The 19,279-nt window shown below is 72.0% G+C and carries 21 protein-coding genes; 15 read left to right on the forward strand and 6 right to left on the reverse strand.

Annotated elements, in window-relative coordinates:
* Positions 1–26: 26 nt before the first annotated feature.
* Positions 27–281, forward strand: a complete 255-nt coding sequence (locus EF918_RS02870) for an MbtH family protein (RefSeq protein WP_125640053.1) — start codon at positions 27–29, stop codon at positions 279–281.
* Between the two features lie 107 nt (positions 282–388).
* Positions 389–1,174 (forward strand): methionyl-tRNA formyltransferase, encoded by a 786-nt coding sequence (locus tag EF918_RS02875; protein WP_185921571.1) that lies wholly within the window; start codon positions 389–391, stop codon positions 1,172–1,174.
* Between the two features lie 299 nt (positions 1,175–1,473).
* On the opposite strand, the gene EF918_RS02885 is transcribed toward EF918_RS02875, so the two are convergent.
* From EF918_RS02885 to EF918_RS02895, 3 genes are all read right to left on the reverse strand, one after another.
* Positions 1,474–1,989 carry a cupin domain-containing protein gene (locus EF918_RS02885; protein ID WP_125640059.1) on the reverse strand — a complete coding sequence of 172 codons (516 nt, stop codon included), beginning with the start codon at positions 1,987–1,989 and terminating at the stop codon, positions 1,474–1,476.
* 140 nt (positions 1,990–2,129) lie between these two features.
* A complete protein-coding gene (locus EF918_RS02890) occupies positions 2,130–2,495 on the reverse strand; it encodes a hypothetical protein (RefSeq protein WP_125640062.1) in 366 nt (121 codons plus the stop codon).
* A 191-nt stretch (positions 2,496–2,686) separates the two neighbouring features.
* Positions 2,687–3,463, reverse strand: a complete 777-nt coding sequence (locus tag EF918_RS02895) for an alpha/beta fold hydrolase (protein ID WP_125640065.1) — start codon at positions 3,461–3,463, stop codon at positions 2,687–2,689.
* A 153-nt stretch (positions 3,464–3,616) separates the two neighbouring features.
* On the opposite strand from EF918_RS02895, the gene EF918_RS02900 reads away from it, so the two are divergent.
* The 3 genes from EF918_RS02900 to EF918_RS38950 all read left to right on the forward strand — a co-directional run bounded on the left by EF918_RS02900 (position 3,617) and on the right by EF918_RS38950 (position 6,209).
* Positions 3,617–4,156: a PadR family transcriptional regulator gene (locus EF918_RS02900; RefSeq protein WP_125640068.1), complete on the forward strand. Its 540-nt coding sequence runs from the start codon at positions 3,617–3,619 to the stop codon at positions 4,154–4,156.
* Positions 4,157–4,449: 293 nt separating this feature from the next.
* Entirely contained in the window at positions 4,450–5,937 is a 1,488-nt protein-coding gene (locus EF918_RS02905) for a hypothetical protein (RefSeq protein WP_260609725.1), read from the forward strand.
* Positions 5,938–5,996: 59 nt separating this feature from the next.
* Complete coding sequence (locus tag EF918_RS38950; protein WP_185921572.1) at positions 5,997–6,209, forward strand: hypothetical protein; 213 nt, start codon at positions 5,997–5,999, stop codon at positions 6,207–6,209.
* Here the strand turns inward: EF918_RS38950 and EF918_RS02915 are convergent.
* Positions 6,182–7,600, reverse strand: coding sequence for a pre-peptidase C-terminal domain-containing protein (locus EF918_RS02915; RefSeq protein WP_260609726.1), 1,419 nt, complete (start codon positions 7,598–7,600; stop codon positions 6,182–6,184). The genes EF918_RS38950 and EF918_RS02915 overlap by 28 nt on opposite strands.
* A gap of 331 nt (positions 7,601–7,931) precedes the next feature.
* On the opposite strand from EF918_RS02915, the gene EF918_RS02920 reads away from it, so the two are divergent.
* The 8 genes from EF918_RS02920 to EF918_RS02955 all read left to right on the forward strand — a co-directional run bounded on the left by EF918_RS02920 (position 7,932) and on the right by EF918_RS02955 (position 15,109).
* Complete coding sequence (locus EF918_RS02920; RefSeq protein WP_125640071.1) at positions 7,932–8,897, forward strand: ABC transporter substrate-binding protein; 966 nt, start codon at positions 7,932–7,934, stop codon at positions 8,895–8,897.
* Positions 8,894–9,865 (forward strand): amino acid ABC transporter permease, encoded by a 972-nt coding sequence (locus tag EF918_RS02925; RefSeq protein ID WP_260609727.1) that lies wholly within the window; start codon positions 8,894–8,896, stop codon positions 9,863–9,865. The genes EF918_RS02920 and EF918_RS02925 overlap by 4 nt, the downstream gene beginning before the upstream one ends.
* Positions 9,862–10,626, forward strand: coding sequence for an amino acid ABC transporter ATP-binding protein (locus tag EF918_RS02930; protein ID WP_312847804.1), 765 nt, complete (start codon positions 9,862–9,864; stop codon positions 10,624–10,626). The genes EF918_RS02925 and EF918_RS02930 overlap by 4 nt, the downstream gene beginning before the upstream one ends.
* A complete protein-coding gene (locus tag EF918_RS02935; protein ID WP_125640074.1) occupies positions 10,623–11,837 on the forward strand; it encodes a M20/M25/M40 family metallo-hydrolase in 1,215 nt (404 codons plus the stop codon). The genes EF918_RS02930 and EF918_RS02935 overlap by 4 nt, the downstream gene beginning before the upstream one ends.
* An 11-nt stretch (positions 11,838–11,848) precedes the next feature.
* Complete coding sequence (locus EF918_RS02940) at positions 11,849–13,135, forward strand: cyanophycinase (RefSeq protein WP_125640077.1); 1,287 nt, start codon at positions 11,849–11,851, stop codon at positions 13,133–13,135.
* A 97-nt stretch (positions 13,136–13,232) separates the two neighbouring features.
* The gene (locus EF918_RS02945; RefSeq protein WP_125640080.1) at positions 13,233–14,099 is read left to right on the forward strand and encodes a MurR/RpiR family transcriptional regulator; all 867 of its coding nucleotides are present in this window, start codon (positions 13,233–13,235) and stop codon (positions 14,097–14,099) included.
* 83 nt (positions 14,100–14,182) lie between these two features.
* A complete protein-coding gene (locus EF918_RS02950) occupies positions 14,183–14,581 on the forward strand; it encodes a nuclear transport factor 2 family protein (RefSeq protein WP_125640083.1) in 399 nt (132 codons plus the stop codon).
* A 24-nt stretch (positions 14,582–14,605) separates the two neighbouring features.
* Complete coding sequence (locus EF918_RS02955; RefSeq protein WP_125640086.1) at positions 14,606–15,109, forward strand: metallophosphoesterase; 504 nt, start codon at positions 14,606–14,608, stop codon at positions 15,107–15,109.
* Positions 15,110–15,115: 6 nt separating this feature from the next.
* Here the strand turns inward: EF918_RS02955 and EF918_RS02960 are convergent, their stop codons facing one another.
* Both EF918_RS02960 and EF918_RS02965 read right to left on the reverse strand, forming a co-directional pair.
* Positions 15,116–15,637 carry a hypothetical protein gene (locus EF918_RS02960; protein WP_125640089.1) on the reverse strand — a complete coding sequence of 174 codons (522 nt, stop codon included), beginning with the start codon at positions 15,635–15,637 and terminating at the stop codon, positions 15,116–15,118.
* Positions 15,638–16,123: 486 nt separating this feature from the next.
* Entirely contained in the window at positions 16,124–17,470 is a 1,347-nt protein-coding gene (locus EF918_RS02965) for a ricin-type beta-trefoil lectin domain protein (RefSeq protein WP_125640093.1), read from the reverse strand.
* Positions 17,471–17,679: 209 nt separating this feature from the next.
* Between EF918_RS02965 and EF918_RS02970 the strand changes: the two genes are divergently transcribed.
* Both EF918_RS02970 and EF918_RS02975 read left to right on the forward strand, forming a co-directional pair.
* Positions 17,680–18,300, forward strand: a complete 621-nt coding sequence (locus EF918_RS02970) for a SigE family RNA polymerase sigma factor (RefSeq protein WP_260609728.1) — start codon at positions 17,680–17,682, stop codon at positions 18,298–18,300.
* On the forward strand, positions 18,297–19,190 hold the full coding sequence (locus EF918_RS02975) for a hypothetical protein (RefSeq protein WP_125640099.1): 894 nt from the start codon (positions 18,297–18,299) through the stop codon (positions 19,188–19,190). Before EF918_RS02970 ends, EF918_RS02975 begins: the two co-directional genes overlap by 4 nt.
* Positions 19,191–19,279: the final 89 nt, after the last annotated feature.

Genomic DNA, 19,279 nt, shown 5'->3' on the forward strand with positions numbered 1-19,279 from the left:
TGCCCCGGCCTCACCCGAGGAGACGCATGAACCCCTTCGACGACCTCGACGGCACCTTCCTGGTGCTCACCAACGACGAGGACCAGCACAGCCTCTGGCCCGCCCACATCGCCGTTCCGGCCGGCTGGCGCGAGGCACACCCCCGCGCCGACCGAGCCACGTGCCTGGCCTGGATCGAGACCTCCTGGACCGACCTGCGGCCCCGCTCGCTGCGGGCCGCCGAGGCGGCTGGGGCGGCTGATGTCGCTGCGGCGGCTCAGGTCGCTGGGGGCGCCCGATGACCCCGCGGGAGACACCGGGGACGGCTGCGCCGCACAGTCAGGACGATCAGGGCACCCCCGCGCTGCGCGTCGCCGTCGTGGCGGCGCTCCCTCAGACCGCTCCCCCCTTGGTCGAGTCACTACGCGCGCTGGGACACCAGGTACCGGTGGTGATCGGCTATCGGCGGCCCGCCGACTGGCCAGGGCACGTGCTCGGCGAGCACGACCTTCCGCCCGGAGTGGACCTGGCCGTCCCCTCCCGCACGGAATCGGTCGCCTCGCTGCTGCGCGCCTACGCCCCGGACGTAGCGGTCAGCTACGGCTACCCGAGGAAGCTGCCCGCCGCCGCCGTGTCCGCCCCCCGCCTGGGAGCGGTCAACTGCCACCCCTCCGCCCTGCCTTCCTACCGCGGCCCCAACCCGGTCGGATGGGCCGTGCGCAACGGCGAACGTACGATCGGAGTCACCTGGCACCGCATGGACGCGGGGCTGGACACCGGGTACGTGCTGGCCCGCACGACGCTCGCCCTGGACGACGATGTCTGGTCCTTCACCGGAGTCAACACCCGTGTGCTGCAGGCCGCCTCGCGCATGCTGCCGCAGGTGCTGCGGCGGCTGGTACACGGGGACGCGGGCGATCCGCAGCCGGCGCAGGAGGGCACCTGGGCCGGGTTCTTCCGCGAGGACTACGCCACCGTGGACTGGTCCGCGAAGGCCTCGTACATCCACACGCAGGTGCGCGCGTGGAACATCGCCGGCCACCACCCGCGCGTGCAGGGGCCGGTAGCGGTGATCGACGGAACACGCTGGCGCCTGCGCCGCACCGCCCTGGAACAACCGTCCCAAGGCACCGGCCGCCGCATCACCTGCGGCACGGGCCAGCTGTGGGTCCTGGCCGCTGACCCGCTCGACTGAGAACACCGCGGAAGGCCCCGGCCCGGGACAGCTCCCGGCGCGCATCCACCCGCGGCCGGGCTCGGCATACGCATTGACGACTGCTCACTGTGGCAGGCGGTCCGGCTGGATCCGGACGCCGTGCACCGCCTGCCCGTCGCACCACCCGTTGCGGGCCGACCCCGGGGCAGGGTCGGCGACGGTGACGCCGTGCTCGTCCCCGTAGGGGTTGTGCGCTGTGGTGCGGGTTCCGCCCGTGGCGACGAGGCGGTCGAAGAGGGCGTCGTCGACCGCGGCACCGGGGTAGATGTCCGAGGTGATCAGGCCGAGGCCTCCAGGGTCGCGCGCCAGAGCGGGCTGTCGACGTAGTGGTTGTCGAAGCGCTCCGAGGTCTCGGCGAGTCGGCTCGGGGGCTCTTCGCCGCGGGTGACCCGGCCCAGCAGGCGCAGGTAGTCGAAGCGGTCCATGCCCGGCGTGAAGACGCACAGCACGTCGGCGGCCGAACCGGGGGCGGCGCGGAAGGCATGCGGGGTTCGCGGCGGCACGGCGAGGAAGTCACCCTGGTGCAGGATGGTCACATCCTCGCCGAGCAGCACTTGGAGCGAGCCGCCCAGGACGAAGAACAACTCCCAGGCGCGCGTGTGGAAGTGGGCGGGCGCGCCGGCCGCCCCCTCGGTGAAGGTCGAGCGGTAGCTCGTGAACGCACCCCCGGTCTGCGCCGCATCAGCGAAAAGCTTCATCACCGCGCTGGGGTCCGCACAGGTCTCGGCCTCGCCACCGCGCGTGAGTACCGGCTGCGTGCCCCTGTGGATGTGCGTGCCCTCGTCCGAAGTCATGATCACAACCTTACCGAGCAGGTAGGACAAGACCACCGCCCGCGAGCACGCGGAGCACCTCGCCGAGCGCAGCCGCCTTGTCGGCATGGAACCGCCCGTAGTGGCTCCTGCCCACTACTCCGGCGGGCGTGGGGGGCGGATCAGCGGTAGCGGCTCCAACCGCCGAACCTGGCCAGCAGGGTTCGGGGCTCCTCGGCGCTCAGACCCAGGGCCGCGGCCACCGACTCAGGGGGCTGGGCGCGGGCGTCATGGGCGGGCCAGTGCGCAGTACGGCCGGCGATGATCTCCCGTTCGCGGGCGGCCCTGATCGCGGCGACCGGTGAGTCCTCGGCCAGCCGCTCGATCGCGGCCGTGACGTCCTCCAGAAGCGCGCGCAGTTCGGTCGGGAGCGGGACCGTCGTCTCGCCCACCTCCGTGGTGTGCTCGTCCCAGTCCTCCAGGCACCGCCCTGCCGTCCTCGTCCCGTGCTCGCGGAAGGGAAGGCCGCCGGCCGATTCCCAGTCCACGGTGCGGGGCTCCCCCGTCCAGCCGCAGGCGCATTCCGCACGCAGGACGTGCGCCCGAGGCCGCCCGGGATGGTCGGAGCCGTCGTAGACGCAGGCGGCTCCTGGGACCACGATTTCGCGCCCCGGGCGACCACGTCCGCAAGATCGCCGAAGTCCCCGCTCATAGGCACACCCCCCTGGGGCCCGCTGTGTCAGGCCCTGCTCAGGGCACGGGCCGTGGCCTGGGCGAAGGCTTCCGGGTTGTCCAGCATGATGTTGTGGCCGCAGTCGGGGATCGACACCACCTCGACTCCCGCTCCGGTGAGCTCCTGTGCGCCGGGAAGCGGCTGGTCGGCCTCGGGCCGCAGGTAGGTGCGCGGGATCGGCAGGGCGGTCAGCATGTCGCGCAGGGCGGGTTCGGTGCCCCGGGCCAGGTGCACCGCGCTGCGGTACAGGGCCTCGCGCCCGGCCAGGCGCATCGTGGACCACCAGTGCGGTCCGACGGCCTCGCGGAACCGGCGCCATCCGTCGGCGAGGAACTCCTCCTCGGTGTAGGCGGCGATACCCCTGGCCCCGGGCCAGCCGTGCACGGCGGGCACCGGGTCGAGGGTGGCGTCGACCAGGACGAGGCGTTCGACCCGGTGCGGGTGGCGGGCGGCCAGCACGATGGCCACGGCGCCGCCCATGCTGTGTCCGACGATGTCCGCCGCAGGGACGTCAGCCGCCTCCAGGGCCGCGGCCACGGCATCGGCGTGGTCCTCGAGGGTGTAGGCGAAGTCGGTGGGGCGGTCGCTGATGCCGAAGCCCAGCAGGTCGAGCAGCAGCGAGCGGTGGCCGGCCAGGGCGGGGTGGGCGGCGGAGGCCGCGAAGTACGGCGCGGCGCTGGCTCCGAGTCCGTGCAGGTAGACGCGGGTGGTGCGCTGCGGGTCTCCGGGCATCTCCACCCAGCGCATTCGCGCCCCTGCGGCGGTCACCGTGGCATCGCGCATGACTCCTCCTCGATCAGTAACAGTCGGTCAGTCGGTCAGTCGGTTCGCTCGGTCGTGTGCCTGGCGGTGGGCCGCCCAGGCACTCCACTCGAAAGCATCGCCGAGACTATATATCGTTCCCGATGTAGAGAAGACGTGAGGCATGATGGCGAGGTGTTGGAACTGGCGATCCTGGGCTTCCTGTACGAGCAACCGCTGCACGGCTACGAGCTGAAGCGGCGCGTCGCGCATCTCACCGGCCATGTCCGGCCCATCGCGGACGGCACGCTCTACCCGGCCATCAAGCGACTGGAGAAGGCCGGCCTGCTGAGCCGGCAGACCGAGCCCGGCACCCGGGCCGCACCGCGGCACGTCCTCACCCTCACCGGCCTGGGCCAGGAAGAGCTGCGCCGGCGGCTGCGCGAGGCCGACGGCGTCGAGATCAGCGACGAGAACCACTGGTTCACCGTCCTGGCCTTCCTGCGCCACCTGGAGGACCCCGACCAGCAGGCCGCCGTCCTGCGCCGCCGCCTGGCCTTCCTCCAGGAGCCGAGCAGCTTCTTCTACGAGGGCGAACGACCGCTCGGTGCCGAAGAGTTCGACGACCCCTTCCGCCAGGGCCTGCTCACCATCGCCCGCGCCACCAGCCACACCGAACTGCGCTGGCTGGACACCACCCTGGAGGCGCTCGCCCCCACGTCGGACGCGCGCTGACGCTCCAGGCCCGCGGCCCGGCCGGCCGGCGACCCGTCAGACGCACCCTCGGGGAGCCGGCGGTCGGCCGCAGCGGCTCCTTCACGTGGATCTCGTCCAGGGTGTCGACGACGCCTTCCGCCGCGTTCAGGTGGTAGCGGAAGGGGAGGCCCTTGTCCCGGTGTGTGTCCAGCCGGGAGGTCAGTTCGCTGGTGGAAGGCGGCTTGCGGAGCGGCTGCCCGCGCGGGCGGTGTGCACGGCCCGCGGTCGCTCTCGTTGATCACCTTCGGTAGGCGGCCTGGCACCATAGGTCGGTGCCCTCGTCCTTCGAACGTCCTGTCGTCGTCGCGCAGCGGAACCTGCCGGTGTTGCTGCGCGGCCTGGCGGGCAACCCTTCCGCACCGCCGGAGGTTCTTGTGCGCCTCGCAGCGGTGACCATCGATCGAACCGAGCTCGCACGGCGCCGCGACCTGCCCGCGCAGGCCGCGGTGATCCTTGCCGGTGACGAGGAGGTGAAGCTGCGGTCGGAGCTCGCGGCGCATCCGCATCTCCCGGCCGAGGTCCAGATCGTGCTCGCCCGAGACGTCGACCCGCGGGTGCGTGGCCGGTTGGCGGAGGGTGCCGAGTACTTCACCACCGTCGGCGTGCACGGGCGGCATTTCGCGGGGCCGTTGTCCCACGAGGTCTACGATCTGCTGGCACGGGACCCGGAGCCGAAGGTCCGCCGTGCATTGGCGTTCAACCGCCACCTGCCCGACGACATCCGGGCCAGGATGCTCGATGACGGGGACGCGCGAACGGCCGCCATCGCCGCCGTCGAGTGGAACCCTGCGCCGACCGCCCGGATCGCAGAACTCCTTGCGCGGGTCACCGGCGCCTTCGGCCGTGAGCTGCTCCTGCTCCGCCTGGACGGTCCGCTTCCCGCCGGGGCCGCCCGCGGCCTGCTCGCCGACATCGAGTCCTCCCCCGCGGACCCGGCGGACAGCGAGGGGCTCCTGCAGCAGATCGCCGCGACCGCCGACCTGGCCGCCGACCTGGCTGCCGACCTGGCTGCCGACCTGACGGACCGCTTCCTGGCGGACCCGCAGCTGCGCGTTGCTGTCGCGGCCAATCCGACCCTGGACCCCCGGCATGTCGCGGCTCTGGCACACGATCCCGACAACCAGGTCCGCGCGGCAGTCGTCGCACGCCATGGCCTCGATCCGGTCCTGCGTGAGTCGGTGGCTGTGGAGTACGACGACGGGAGCAGCGGCAACACCGTCGCCTGGCTGCTGACCGAAGACCTCTCCGCATCCGATCAGGTCGCCTTCGCGCGAAGTCGCCACCAGGTCTTCCGTAAGACGCTGGCCATGCGCACCGATCTGTCCGACGAGGCCGTGGAGATCCTCGCTCTCGACGAGAGCTTCGCCGTGCGGCTGTTCGTGTGCGAACGCCAACGGAACGCCCCGGGTTGGCTGCTGGCACACATGGCCGCCGAGTGGAAGAGCTACAGCCGCTGGGACATGCTCGCCCACAAGAACTTCCCCGCCGATGCCGCCACTGCCCTGGCCCGCTCCGACGACCCGCATGACCGGGTCGTCGCCGCAGCGCATCCCGGGCTGCCGATCGAAACGATCGAAGCGCTGCTGGCCGACCACGCCGACCACGTGCGACGTCACGCGGCGACCAACCCGTCGATCCCGACCGACCGGCTGATCACCCTCCTCGAGGCCGACGAGACGGCCGTGGCCTCCGGGGCGGCCACGAACCGGACGCTTCCCGTCGTGACGATGCACCAGGTGCTCGATCGAGCCGGGCTGTAAAGCGTCCCCTCCTCTCGGTCGAGGACTTCGAGGTACGTCGCCCGGAGGCCGGGATCGGCGTGATCGGCGTGATCGGCGTGATCGGCGTGATCGGCGGGCTGATCGGCGTGGCCGCGGGACACGCGCTGCACGGCCTGGTCATGCCGGTGATGGGGCGCGCCGTGGGCTCCGTTCTGCCGCCGGCCGCCCTTGACGTGTACGGGCCGGGCACCGGCGAGGGCGTGTCGGCTCGGGCGGGCCGGCGTCAGGTGGTGGTGACGTGGCAGGTGTAGGGGGCGGGGCCGGAGCCTGCGTAGGCGGCGACTTCGAGGTGGTAGGTGCCGGTGGTCGTCGCGGCGTGGGTGAGGGCTTCGTCGGCGCCTGCGCCGTCGTTGACGGACCGTGCGAGGGTGCTGCCGCCTGCGTCGAGCAGGTAGAGGTCGGCGTCGTAGTCGTCGGGGACGTCGCACCGGACGTCCGCGCGCCGGCCCGTGGTGAGGTGGATCGCGAAGTAGTCGCGGTCACCGGTGGTGGCCAGGCTGCCGGTGAGCGCGGCGGGCGGGCTCAGGGGGGTGGCGTCGTCCGCCCTGTCGCGGGTGTCGTTGGGTTCGGTCTCGGTGAGGGCGGGGGCGGCCGTGCACGGGGTCTGCGGGGTGCCGTCGTAGAGGTGCGGGTCGGGGACTCCGGCGGTGACGCCGCGCAGGTAGTAGCCGCAGGTGGGGCGGTGGGCGAAGTCGAAGGTGGTGCCGGGGATGAGCTTCCAGATCTTGAAGTCGGTGTAGGTCAGGGGCCGGCGGGCCGCTACCTGTTCGCCCGGGTGGTCGCCGAGGACGACGTAGCTGTTCTTGCCGTAGGCGGTGGCCAGACCGTTCTTGTCGATGTGGAGCGAGCCACCGCCCTCCTCGACACCGACGCCCCAGGCGGAGCCGGCTGAGGTCAGGCCGTCCTTGAGGAAGCGGGCGACGAAGGCCATGAGGCGGCCCATCCGGTCGCGGGCGACGAAGTGGGAGTCGTTGACGACGTTGTCGTAGTGGTTCCAGGTGAACAGGCCGGTGGTGAAGCTGAGGGAGCGGCCGTAGGGGTCGGCGAGGGCTTCGGTGCTGGTGACGCTGCCGTTGCAGGCGTCGTAGACGATCGGACTGTTGACATGGTGGCCGGCGCTGCCGCCGCCCGATCCTCCTCCCTTGGCCACGACCGACTCGACCGACGCTTCGAGGGCGGTTCCCTTCCAGGCGGTGTAGCGGCACTGGTCGCCGCCGGCGAAGTACACGAACTCGGCGTTGCGCACGTCGGCGTCGACCTGGGCGTTGCCCGCGTCGGAGGTGGCGGTCAGGGTCCAGGTGGTGCAGGAGTTGACGCCGGGCAGGGTCATGACGGTGTCGCACTCGGGTGTCCTGCTGCCGCTGGTGGGTGCCGATCCGGCCAGGACGACCACGTCCAGGCTGCCGGTGCCGCCGCGGATGTCGTCGATCGCGCGGCTCATGGAGCCGGGCACGACCGCGCCGGCGCCGTTCATGGTGTAGGCGGGGCCCTGCCAGGAGGGGCGGGAGACGTCCGTCGCGCTGCCCAGGCGGATACGGGATGCGGCGGCGTGTGCGGGCGTGGCGGCGACGAGGAGGCCGGGCAGCACCAGCAGGGCTGCCGCGGCTGCGGCGGGTCGGGGTCGGCGGGTGGTCCGTTGCATGGCGGCGTCCTCGATCGGTGGGTGGGATGGCGACGCGGAATCCAGTGCGCCTGGAGTAGTAGCGGAAGATACAAGCCAGGCTGGTTCGTGAACAGATGTAACGCCGAGATGACTTGGCCGCGCGCCCAAGGGGCCACACGGCAGGGCTTTTGCTGACGAAGCGGTCGAGCCGGCACCCGAAGTGAGGACCCCACCGAGAAGTAACGTGCGATACATCTAGTCATTTCTCGCGTTCATCTGTAACTTCCGGTGTGGCTCGCCGACGGCAGCCGTCCTCCGGTGTCTTCCCTCCCCTTGTGAACGAGGTCCGAGAGTCATGCACGCAAGAGTCATGCACGCACGTACACCCTTCGCCCGCTCCCTGACCGCGGCGCTCACCGCGCTCACCGCGCTCACCGCGTCCGCCGCCCTGTCGGCGTGCGGCCGCAGTGAGACCGCGACCCCCGCCCCCGCCCCGTCCGGCGCCGACGTGGCCGGGGTGCGGGTCCAGCCCGACCAGGCCCTGCACGACGCACTGCCGGAGGCGATCAAGAAGTCCGGCACCGTACGGGTGGCGACCGACGTGCCCTACGCGCCGTTCGAGATGTTCGTCAAGGAGGGGCAGAGCGAGCTGACCGGCCTGGACTACGACCTCGGACAGGCGCTGGGCGCCAAGCTCGGGGTGAAGTTCGCCTTCACGCCGCAGAAGTTCGACGGCATCATCCCCGCGATCCAGGCCGGCAAGTACGACGTGGCGATCTCCGCCATCACCGACACCAAGGAGCGCCAGCAGGTCGTCGACTTCGTGGACTACTCCCGGTCCGGCTCGGGCCTGCTGGTCGCCGACGGCAATCCGGCCAGGATCACCACCCTGGACGACCTGTGCGGGCACCCGGCCGGTGTCCAGGCCGCCACCCACCAGGCCGACCTCCTCAAGGCCCACCAGTCCCGCTGCGCCGAGCTGGGCAGGCAGCCCATCGACATCCAGACCTTCCCCAAGGACTCCGACGCCCAGCTCGCCCTGCGCGCGGGCAAGGTCGTCGCCGATGTGCTGACCAAGCCGGCCGCCGGATGGACCGCCAAGACCGCCGAGAACGGCGCCGCCTTCGACTCCGTCGAGGACCCCGCGGCCCAGGGCGGGTACAAGGCCTCTTTCAATGGCATCGCGGTGTCCAAGAAGCAGCCGGAGCTGACCGATGTGATCCACAAGGCGCTGCAGCAACTCGTCGCCGACGGCACCCTGACGAAGATCTGCGACAAGTACGGCGTCGCGTCGATCGCGGTCACGGAAGCCACGAAGAACGCGGGCGCCCAGTGACCGACACCACCACGGCGACCGGCACGCTTCACCCGGTGACCGCCACCTGCCAGGACGAGGCGCTCGACGTGGTGCCGGTGCGCCACTACGGGCGTTGGGCCGCGGCGGTCGCGGCGGTGGCCGGGCTGGCCGGCCTGGTCGGGTCGCTCGCCAAGAACGACAACCTCCGCTGGGACGTCGTCGGCGACTACCTCTTCGCCGGTTTGATCTTCGACGGGATGGCCACCACCTTGTGGCTGACCGCCGCCGCCATGGCCCTGGGGCTGGCCCTCGGGACGGTCGTCGCCGTCATGCGCCTGTCGTCCAGCCCCGTGCTGTACGGCCTGTCGTCCCTGTTCGTGTGGGCCTTCCGCGGCACACCGCTACTCGTCCAGATCATCTTCTGGGGGTACGCCGCAGCCCTGTACTCCCAGATCAAGATAGGGATCCCGTTCACGGACGTCACCTTCGTCTCCTGGGACACCAACACCGTCCTGACCCCCGCGGTGGCCGCCCTCCTGGCCCTCGGCCTGAACGAAGCCGCCTACGCCTCCGAGATCGTCCGCGCGGGGATCCAGTCCGTCGACCCCGGGCAGGCCGAGGCCGCGCACTCGCTGGGCATGCGCCCGGCGCTGACCATGCGGCGGATCGTCCTGCCGCAGGCCCTGAGGGTCATCATCCCGCCCATGGGCAACGAGACCATCAACATGCTCAAGATGACCGCCCTGGTCTCGGTGATCGCCGCCCACGACCTGATGTCGAACATCCAGGAGGTGTACGCCCAGAACTACCAGGTGATCCCCCTGCTGGTCGTCGCCAGTTGCTGGTACCTGGCGCTCGTCTCCCTGCTGAGCATCCCGCAGACCTGGCTGGAGCGCCGCTACGGGCGCGGCGCGGCCCGCGGCCGCAGCACCCCGGCGTTCCGGCGGCTGCTCGGCGGCGCCGGCACCGGCTGGGCCCGCCGTACGAGGAAGGAGTCCGGGCGATGAGCAGGCCCATGGTCCAGGCGCGTGGCGTCCACAAGAACTACGGCGGCCTCCACGTGCTGCGGGGCATCGACCTGACGGTCGAGCGCGGTCAGGTCTGCTGTCTGCTGGGGCCCTCGGGCTCGGGCAAGTCGACCTTCCTGCGGTGCATCAACCACCTCGAAACCGTGGACGGCGGCACACTGGCCGTCGACGGCGACCTCGTGGGCCACCGCCGCCGCGGCGGCAAGCTGTACGAACTGCGCGAGCGGGAGGTCGCCGAGCGCCGCCGCGACATCGGCATGGTCTTCCAGCGTTTCCACCTCTTCCCCCACATGACCGCGCTGGAGAACATCTGCGAGGCGCCCGTGAAGGTCGCGGGCGTCTCCAAGCCCGACGCCGAGGCCGAAGCGCACCGGCTCCTGGAGCAGGTGGGACTCGCGGACCGGGCCGGCCACTACCCCGCGCAGCTGTCCGGCGGACAGCAGCAGCGCGTGGCCATCGCCCGTGCACTGGCGATGAGGCCGAAGCTGATGCTCTTCGACGAGCCGACCTCGGCCCTCGACCCCGAGCTGGTGGGTGACGTGTTGGACGTGATGCGGCGCCTCGCCGCCGACGGGATGACCATGGTCGTGGTCACGCACGAGATCGGCTTCGCCCGGGAGGTCGCCGACACGGCCGTGTTCATGGACGAGGGCGTCGTCGTCGAAGCGGGCGACCCGCGCACGGTCCTGACCGATCCGGCGCAGGAGCGGACCCGCGCGTTCCTGTCCAAGGTCCTGTGACCGCCCCGGTCCGCCCGCAGCCGTCCGCCCGGACGCTGCGGGCCCGCGCCGCCGCGCGGCACAGCGAGTACCTGGCCGACCTCGCCGCCCTGGTGGCCATCGACTCCGGCTCCTACAGCCCCGACGGGATCGACCGCGTCGCCGCCTGGTTCGCGGACCGGCTGGAACGCCACGGCGCCACCACCCGCACCGTGCCCGCCGGACGCCACCGGGGGCGGGCGCTGGGCAGCGCGCTCGTCGCCCGGAAGAAGGGCGCCAGGAGGGCGGCGGACGGAGGGCGGCGCATCCTCCTCGCCGGCCACATGGACACCGTCTTCGACGACGGCACCGCGGCCGCCCGCCCCTTCACCCTCACCGGGTCGTTGGCGCACGGGCCGGGTGTCAGCGACGACAAGGGCGGTCTCCTGGCGGGACTGAGCGCGCTGGAGATCCTGGCCGAGGAGGGGTTCGACGACTACGACGAGATCGTCTTCCTCGCGACGCCGGACGAGGAGATCGGCTCCCCGGGCAGCGCCCCCCTCACCCGGACCCTGGCGGCCGAGGCCGACTTCGCGCTGGCCCTGGAGTGCGCCCGCGAGAACGGCGATGTGGTCGTCGCCCGGAAGGGAGTTGCCGAGTACCTCGTCACCGTCACGGGTAAGGCGGCGCACGCCGGCATCGAGCCCGAGCGCGGCGCCCACGCCGCTCTCGCCGCGGCCCATCTGACCATCGCCCTGCAGTCCCTCAACGAGCAGGAGGACGACGCGACGATCAACGTCGGTGTCGTCCGCGCCGGCAGCCGCCCCAACATCGTCCCCGAGCGGGCCGAACTCCACATCGAGGTCCGGGCGACCACCACCGCCTGCCTGGACCGTATCGGCCACGCCATCGGGGCGACCGCGGCGCGCCTGCCCGTCCTCGGTACGACCGCCACGGTGCGGCAGCTGGACCTGTGCCCGCCGATGGAGGCGACGGGCGGCAACCGCCGGATGCTGGCGCTCGCCCACGGTGCCGGCCGCGAACTGGGCATCGCCTTCGGGGCGACGCGCACCGGAGGCGTCGGCGACGCCAACACCATCGCCGCCACCGGCACACCGGTCCTGGACGGCCTCGGCCCGGTCGGCGGCGCCGACCACACCCCCCAGGAATGGCTCGACACCACCACCGTCACGGACCGCGTCACCCTCCTCGCCCTGCTGATCGCCCGCCTGTGCGACACCACCGCCACCTGAACGGAGTCCCCATGCCCGGCACCCGCTCACGACACCGCCTGCTGGCCGCCACCACCACCCTGCTGCTGGCCGCCCTCACCGTCCCCGCCGCCCACGCCTCCCCCGTGCACGACCCGACCCACGGCGGTTCGCTGGTGCTGGTCGGCGGCGGCCTCAAGGAGGACAACAAGGCCGTCTACGGCGAGATCATCGACCGCGCCGGCGGCGCCGCCGCCCGGATCGGCGTCCTGACCGCGGCCTCCGTCCCCGCCAGCCAGGACCCGAACGCCGACGACCCGGCACGGTGCAGCAACTCGGCCTGCAACGGCGCCTACTACGCCTCACTGTTCGAGCGGCACGGAGCCGCCGACGCCCAGTGGATACCCGTCGACCTCGATCACCTCGGCAACGCGGACTCCGACACGGTCGTCGCCCAGGTCAACGCGATGACCGGCTTCTTCTTCGGCGGCGGCGACCAGTACCGCTACGTCACCACCCTCCTCCACGGCACCGCGCACACCGACAGCAAGGTCCTGGCCGCGATCCGCGCCAAGCTCGCCGCCGGCGCCGTCGTCGCGGGCTCCTCCGCCGGCGCGCAGATCATGGCCGGGGCCGACATGGTCACCGGCGGCGACTCCTACGAGGCCCTGCGCGACGGCAGCAGCCCCGGCTACTTCGACGACCCGACCCGACCGGGCCACCTGCCCGCAGGCGGCTTCGGGTTCCTCCGCTCCGGCCTCCTCGACACCCACACCGGCGCCGCCGGCCGCGAAGGACGCGCCCTGCGCCTGGCCGCCGACACCGGCCACACGCGGGTCTACGGCCTCGAAGAGAACACTGCCCTCGTCATCGACCACCCCGGCACACCCGCCGAGACCGCCACCGTCAAGGGCACCCAGGGCCTGACCGTCCTGGACCTCCGCCAGGCCCGCGCGCACACCACGACCGCCGGCTGGTCGCTGCACGGAGCCCGGTACACCTACCTCACCGACGGGGACCGCTACCTGCCCCGGACCTGGCAGGCCCTTCCGGCCCCCGGCAAGCGCCCCATCACCCCGACCGGCGACACCCCGGTCCCCACCAACACCGACGTCTTCTTCTCCCGAGCCAACCCCGGCGGCCGGCCCTACTCCCTCCTGAGCACCGCTCGTGCCCTTGCGGCCAGCCGCACCCGGCGCACCGCGACGGCTTCCACCTTCGAGACGCACCCGCGCTACACCGTGACGCTCACGCGTACACACCCGGCCACCGCCTGGGCCCACAGCTCTGCGGACCCGACGACGCTGACCTCGCTCGCCCTCGCCATCACCGCGCACTGACCCCGGGACCAGCGCAAGCCGACACCTCCGTGTGCGCCGCGCCGGCACTAGGCTCGGCGGACACGGCACGACCCCTCCGGAAGGAAACCACCCGACGATGACCGGCACCATCGCCGACGGCATTCGCGCCAACCTCGGCGCACTCAGCCCCGCTGAACGCAAGGTCGCCCGCACCCTGCTGGCCGGATACCCGTCCGCGGTCTTCGAGACCGTCGCCGTCATCGCCGAACGTGCCTCGGTCTCCACCCCCACCGTCCTGCGCTTCGCAGCGCGGATGGGCTACCAGGGCTTCCCCGACCTCCAGGCGGCGGTCCGCAGCGAACTCGACGTCCGCAACGCCTCCCCCATCGCCCTGTACGAAGCCGCGGGCCTGGGCGGCGACCACGACCCGACCAGCACGGCGGGTCTCCTCGAACACAGCAACGCCACCTTCGCCCCCGCACTCGCCCAGACGCTCGCCGAGGTCCCCCCGCACGACTTCCAGCGCGCCGTCGCCCTCCTCGCCGACCGCAAACGCCACATCACCCTCGCCGGGGGCCGTTTCACCCACCTCCTGGCGCAGTACCTCGGCCTCCACCTGATGCAGCTGCGCGAGGACGTCCGCTTCCTGCCCGACCGGCCCGTCGAACGGACCGCGGCCTTGGCCCGGCTCACCCGCCGGGACGTGGTCGTGCTCTTCGACTACCGGCGCTACGAGGACGACAAGACCGCCATCGCCCAGCTCACCCGCGAGGCGGCCGGCAAGACCATCGTCTTCACCGACCCCTGGCTCTCCCCCGCCACCGCCCACGCGGACGTCGTCCTGCCCAGCCAGGTGGGTACCACGGCCCCCTACGACAGCCTCGTTCCCACCCTCGCCGTGATCGAAGTCCTCATCGCCGGCGTCATCAACACCCTCGGTCCGCAAGCGCACGAGCAGCTGCGCCACAACGAGGAAGTGGCCCGCCGCACAGGGATGGTCTAGAACACCCCGGCCTGGGGGGCCATCCGGGGGGCCGGCCGTCGCCGGTGCCGGCCGTGGGCGCCGGGGCGGGTCATGCTGGGGGTGTGTCCGATCGTGACGAATTTCTGGTGTGGGTCAGGACCGCGCTCCACGAGGCCGAGGTCGCGCTGCACAACGGCGACGCCGCTCCCCGGCGGGCGCTGTGGTCGCGTACCGAGCCCGTCAGCGTGCTGGGGGCATGGCGCAACGCCGTCGGCCGCGACGAGCTCGACGCCCTCTTCACCGGGCTCGCACAGTCGTTCTCCGACTGCACGTCGTACGCGTTCGAGCTACAGGTCTACGACGTCCGCGGCGACATGGCGTACACCGTCGGCCTGGAGCACACCTCCGCCTCGGTGGACGGGGAGCCCCGGACGTACACGCTCCGCGCCACCCAGGTGTACCGCAGGGAGAACGGCACCTGGCACGTCGCCCACCGGCACGCCGACACCGTGATCGGCTGATCGTCCGCGAGCTACTGTGGGGGCATGCGGTTGTTGTTGACCTCCGACACGCATCTGCCCAAGCGTGCCAAGGAGCTGCCGGACGCGTTGCTGGACGAGGTCGACGCGGCCGATGTCGTCATCCACGCCGGGGACTGGACGGACGAGGCCACGCTGGACCTGCTGGAGGGCAGGGCCCGGCGGCTGATCGGCGTGTACGGCAACAACGACGGGCCGGCGCTGCGCCGGCGCCTGCCGGAGGTGGCCCGGGCCTCGCTGGAGGGCGTACGGTTCGGGGTCGTCCACGAGACGGGCGGCGCCGCGGGGCGGGAGCGGCGCTGCGCCGAGCGCTTCACGGACCTGGACGTGCTGGTGTTCGGCCACAGCCACATTCCGTGGGACACCACGGCTCCCGGGGGGCTGCGGCTGCTCAACCCCGGCTCGCCGACGGACCGTAGGCGGCAGCCGTTCTGCACCTTCATGACCGCGGTCGTGGCGGATGGGGCGCTGTCCGACGTCATGCTGCACCGGCTGCCGCGGCGCGGCTGATCCCCGTCAGTGGTCGGGGTCCGGTTCGACGACCTTGATCTCGAACTCCGTGCGGTTGTTCTCCGTGTTCCGGTCGTCCGCACTGCGCACCGTGAACGCGCCCTTGTACGTCCCCGGTGCGGTGTCGGCGTCGATGCGGAGCGGGATCAGGGCGGTGGCGGAGCGGTTCGTCCTGAGCCCTGCACCGAACTCGCACCGCACCCGATGGTCGTCGGCGTACGGCTCGCAGGTGTCGGGGAAGAACGGCCTCTCGGCCTTCACCTGGCGCGGCAGGGTGACGGTGATGAAGAGTGAGGAGTTGGTCGTCTCCGGGCCGAGGTTGGTGACGAACGCGTGGAGTTCGGTGCGGCCGCCGGGCGGCACGAGATCCGGCTCGATGCGCACCACTTCCAGATCGGAGTTCGACGGCGCGGCGGCGGCCGCGGCACGCGGCTGGGCCCAGGCGGGGCCGGCGACCAGCAGGGTCGCCGCGCCCACCAAGGCTGCGGCCCGGTACCGGGAAAGCCCCGTACGGGGAGTGTCGGTCATCCTCGATCACACCTTTCAGGTCGGGAAGCGCCACGTTCTGAGGGCGTACGGGTGTCATGATCGGTGAGGTCGCGGCGACGGCCCGGACACATTCCGCCGGAGTCGCCGCCCACCACCCGTCCGGCGGTCCTGACCGGGACGGTGCGTCAGAGGCGTTCCGGATCCGGGAAACGGGGGGAGCACCGTCGGGTCCGCGGGAAGGCGATTCTTGGGAGTCGCTCGCGGTCGGCGACAGCCGGCGAATGCCCCGCTCTGCGCGGGAAACCGAAGAACGGACCGGGCCGGACCGGACTGTGCGCGTGCGCGCCGCCGGGCCTGTCGCAGCGAAAAGGGCCGGCCGTCGACGACAGCCGGCCCTTCCGGGGGACCGCGCCTCGGCGCGGTACCGCTGCAAGAAGCCCTCGGCTCAGTCCCGCCCGGCGGGCAGGGCCCTACGTGTCAGGGCCGTCCGCGATGCCCGGGGCGGTTCACGGAGCCTGGTCGGGGTCAGCGCAGGCGCCAGTCCCAGCGCTGGTTGCCGCCGTTGTCGCAGGCCCAGACGACGACCGGCTGGCCTTCGGCGTAGCGGCGCTGGTGCGGGACCAGACACTTGTTCGTCGCGTGGTTGACCAAGGTGCCGTTGCGGTGGGTCCAGCGCTGCTGGGGGCTGCCGTTGCAGTCCCACAGACGGACTCCCAGGCCGTCCGCCGCGGAGACGTCCAGGCACTTGCCCAGGGCGCGGAGCTCGAAGCCGTCACCGTGGGGCATACGGCGCCAGGCCTGCGGGGTGGACCAGTTGCAGTTCCACATCTGGACCTTGGTGCCGTTGGCGGTGCCGCCCTGGGCGACGTCGAGGCAGAGGCCGCCGTCGTTCACGGACCAGGAGGGGGCGTTGTTCAAGCTCTGCACGAACTTGCGCGGGCCCTCGCCCTGGCTCTGCACGTGGTCGAAGGAGATGATGTTGGGGACGCGTCCGCCCGCCGCGTGCGTGCAGTTGCCCATGCGGTCGCGGATGTTCTCGTAGACGTTGGTCTCGTCGTCACCGTCGTGGAACTGGTTGATGAGCAGCAGCGGCTGGAACCGTCCCCGCAGCGGGGTGTTCATGGGCTGGGAGATGCCGCCGCGGTCCTTGCACTCCAGGCCCTTGTAGTGGTTCTGCACGACGTAGTCGCCGATGAAGGGCAGCCCGATGTCGCTGCGCTCGTTCTTGTCGCTGAACATGATCAGCCGCTTGTTGGCCTTGACCATGTCCTTCACCTTGGGCCACCCGCGCTCCTGGACCTTCCACTGGTCGGAGTCGGGCCGGAAGGTGAGGTCGGACAGGCCGGGCACGGAGCGCAGTACGTTCGCCAGGAGCTGCTTGTCCTTGACGTAGTCCTCGAAGCGGACGACGAAGATCTCGTCGCGTTCCTGGTTCAGCAGGGTGACGATGTCGTTGAGGGCCCGTTCCAGGGGACGGGAGCCGAAGCCGCACGTGCCGTGGCAGAGCTTGATCTCGTCGATTTCCTGGTAGATGTCGAGTTCCGTGCCCCGCACGTTGAACTTCTGCAGCTGGTCGCGCAGCGAGACGCTCTGGTTGGTGACGGGAGCGAAGGTGATGCCGTCCTTCTGGTTGGAGAAGCCGTTGTGGCTGTCGAGGAGGGTGATCTCGTCCAGCCTGCGTTCTCCGTAGCCGCCGGGTACGGCCGCCTGGGCGGGTGGGGCGGTGAGGAGCGGGGCGACGGCGATGCCGACCAGCAGGGCGGCGGTGGCCGGGAGCAGTCCGGCCGCCGCGGCGGCGATGCGGTTCCTCCTCGGCGGCCGGGATGCCGCGGCGGTCTCGGCCTGCTGCGGCCGGGTGCTGCTTCGTCGCATGGAATGTCCGATCTGTGTGGTGCGGGAGGGGGAAGGCCGTCTGCCTTCCCTCGAACCGGACTACTCCCGTCGGCAGCGCTGCGGTTGCCCCGCCCGGAGAACCGATCCGCACACGCTCGTGTTGTGCGCGGCAGGCAACCCCGGAGGGCGGCGACGGAGTATCACCTGGTGAAGGACCTGTTGCAGGTGATCAATCCGAAGGGAGCCATGTGACCCTGACCGACGTGGGCGCCGTACCGGTACCCCGCCCGCCGGCGGGCACCCCTGCCTCCGCGGCCCCGGCGTGGGTCGCCCCGCGCGAGGCCGAAGGGCCGGGCGATTTCGACGAGTTCGCTGCGGCGCGGTGGGACCGCCTCGTGCGGATCGCGTTCCTGCTGACCGGCGACTTCCATGAGGCCGAGGACCTCGTACAGACGACGCTGATCAAGGTGCACGGCAGATGGCACCGGCTCCGGCCGGAGTCCTTGGACGCCTACGTACGCCGGGCTCTGGTCAACACCCAGCGCAGTCGGCTGCGTCGACGGACCATCAGCCAGCTGCTGATGTCCCGGCTCCCCGACGAGGCGGCCCTCGCGCCGTCGGGCCCGGCCGTGGAGGAGCAGGACGCGATGCTGCGGCTGCTCCACGTCCTCGCGCCTCGTCAGCGGGCGGTGCTGGTGCTGCGGTTCTGGGAGGACATGACCGAGGAGGAGACGGCTCGGGTGCTGGACTGCTCCGTCGGTACCGTCAAGAGCCAGGCGTCCAAGGCGTTGCGGAAACTGCGGGGCAGTCCGCTGTTGCCGCTCCTGTTCCACGGCCCCGCGATGGTGAAGAAGGTGCGTGAGTCATGAGCCGTGATCACGGATGCCGGCCGGACACGGTGCGTGAGGGCGGTGAGCCGCAACCGGCGTGCGACCTCGCTGCCGCGGACGTGAGTCAGGTGCTGGCAGCGGTCGCGAAGCTGCCGCGGCCCTCGCCCGTGCCGCTCGGCCTGATCCATCGCGGGGCGGCGCGACGCCGACGGCGCAGGGCCGTGGTGCGCGCCGGCGCGACCGGGCTGCTGCTGGCCGCCGGCATCGGGCTGCTGACGCTGCGCCCCTTGCTGTCCGACGACGCCGGCGGTGGGGGCGGCCACCCGGTGCCCGCGCCGCCGGCGGCGCTGCCGGCGCCCCGGGACACGGCCGCGGGACACGGCGTCGTGGGACATGGCGTGGTGGACGACGTGCGCTGGTCCCTCGTCGTACGCACCGTCCGCGGCACCGCCCCGGCCGGCCCTTCCGCCGCCGGGACGCCGGGGACGGACTGCCAGATGCAGCTCTCCGTGCAGCCGGCCGACGGCCCGGGGACCCCGGAACGCCCGGCGCCACCCGACTCGGGGGGCCGCTGGTTCCCCTGCCCACCGCCGCCCGATCCCCGGCTGGAGACCGACCACGGCGACGGCAGCCGCTGGGGCACCCTGCTGACCACCCACGAGACGGGCGTCCCGGGCCTCACGCTCTGGCTGGGCAGCCCCGGACCGAACGCCCGGACCGGCCGGCTCGTCTTCGAGGACGGCCTGACCCTCACGACGCCCGTCGCCGACGTCCCCGAAGTCGGCAGGCGTACCTACGCCCTCGCCTGGAACACCGGGGAACACCGGCTCGCGGGATACCGGGAACTGGACGCCGACGGCCGCACCCTCTCCTGGTTCGACGTCTACGGTGCCCACCAGCCGGCCCAGCCGGCCCAGCCGGCTCGCTGAAAGGAGGCGTTCCGGCGTTCCGGTGCGGGGTTCGCCAAGACGTCGCCAAGGAAGCGCCAAGGCCTGCGGTGGCGCCGCCCGACCGGGGG

This window comes from Streptomyces sp. WAC06614, from assembly GCF_003949795.1.
Taxonomy (GTDB): Bacteria; Actinomycetota; Actinomycetes; order Streptomycetales; family Streptomycetaceae; genus Streptomyces.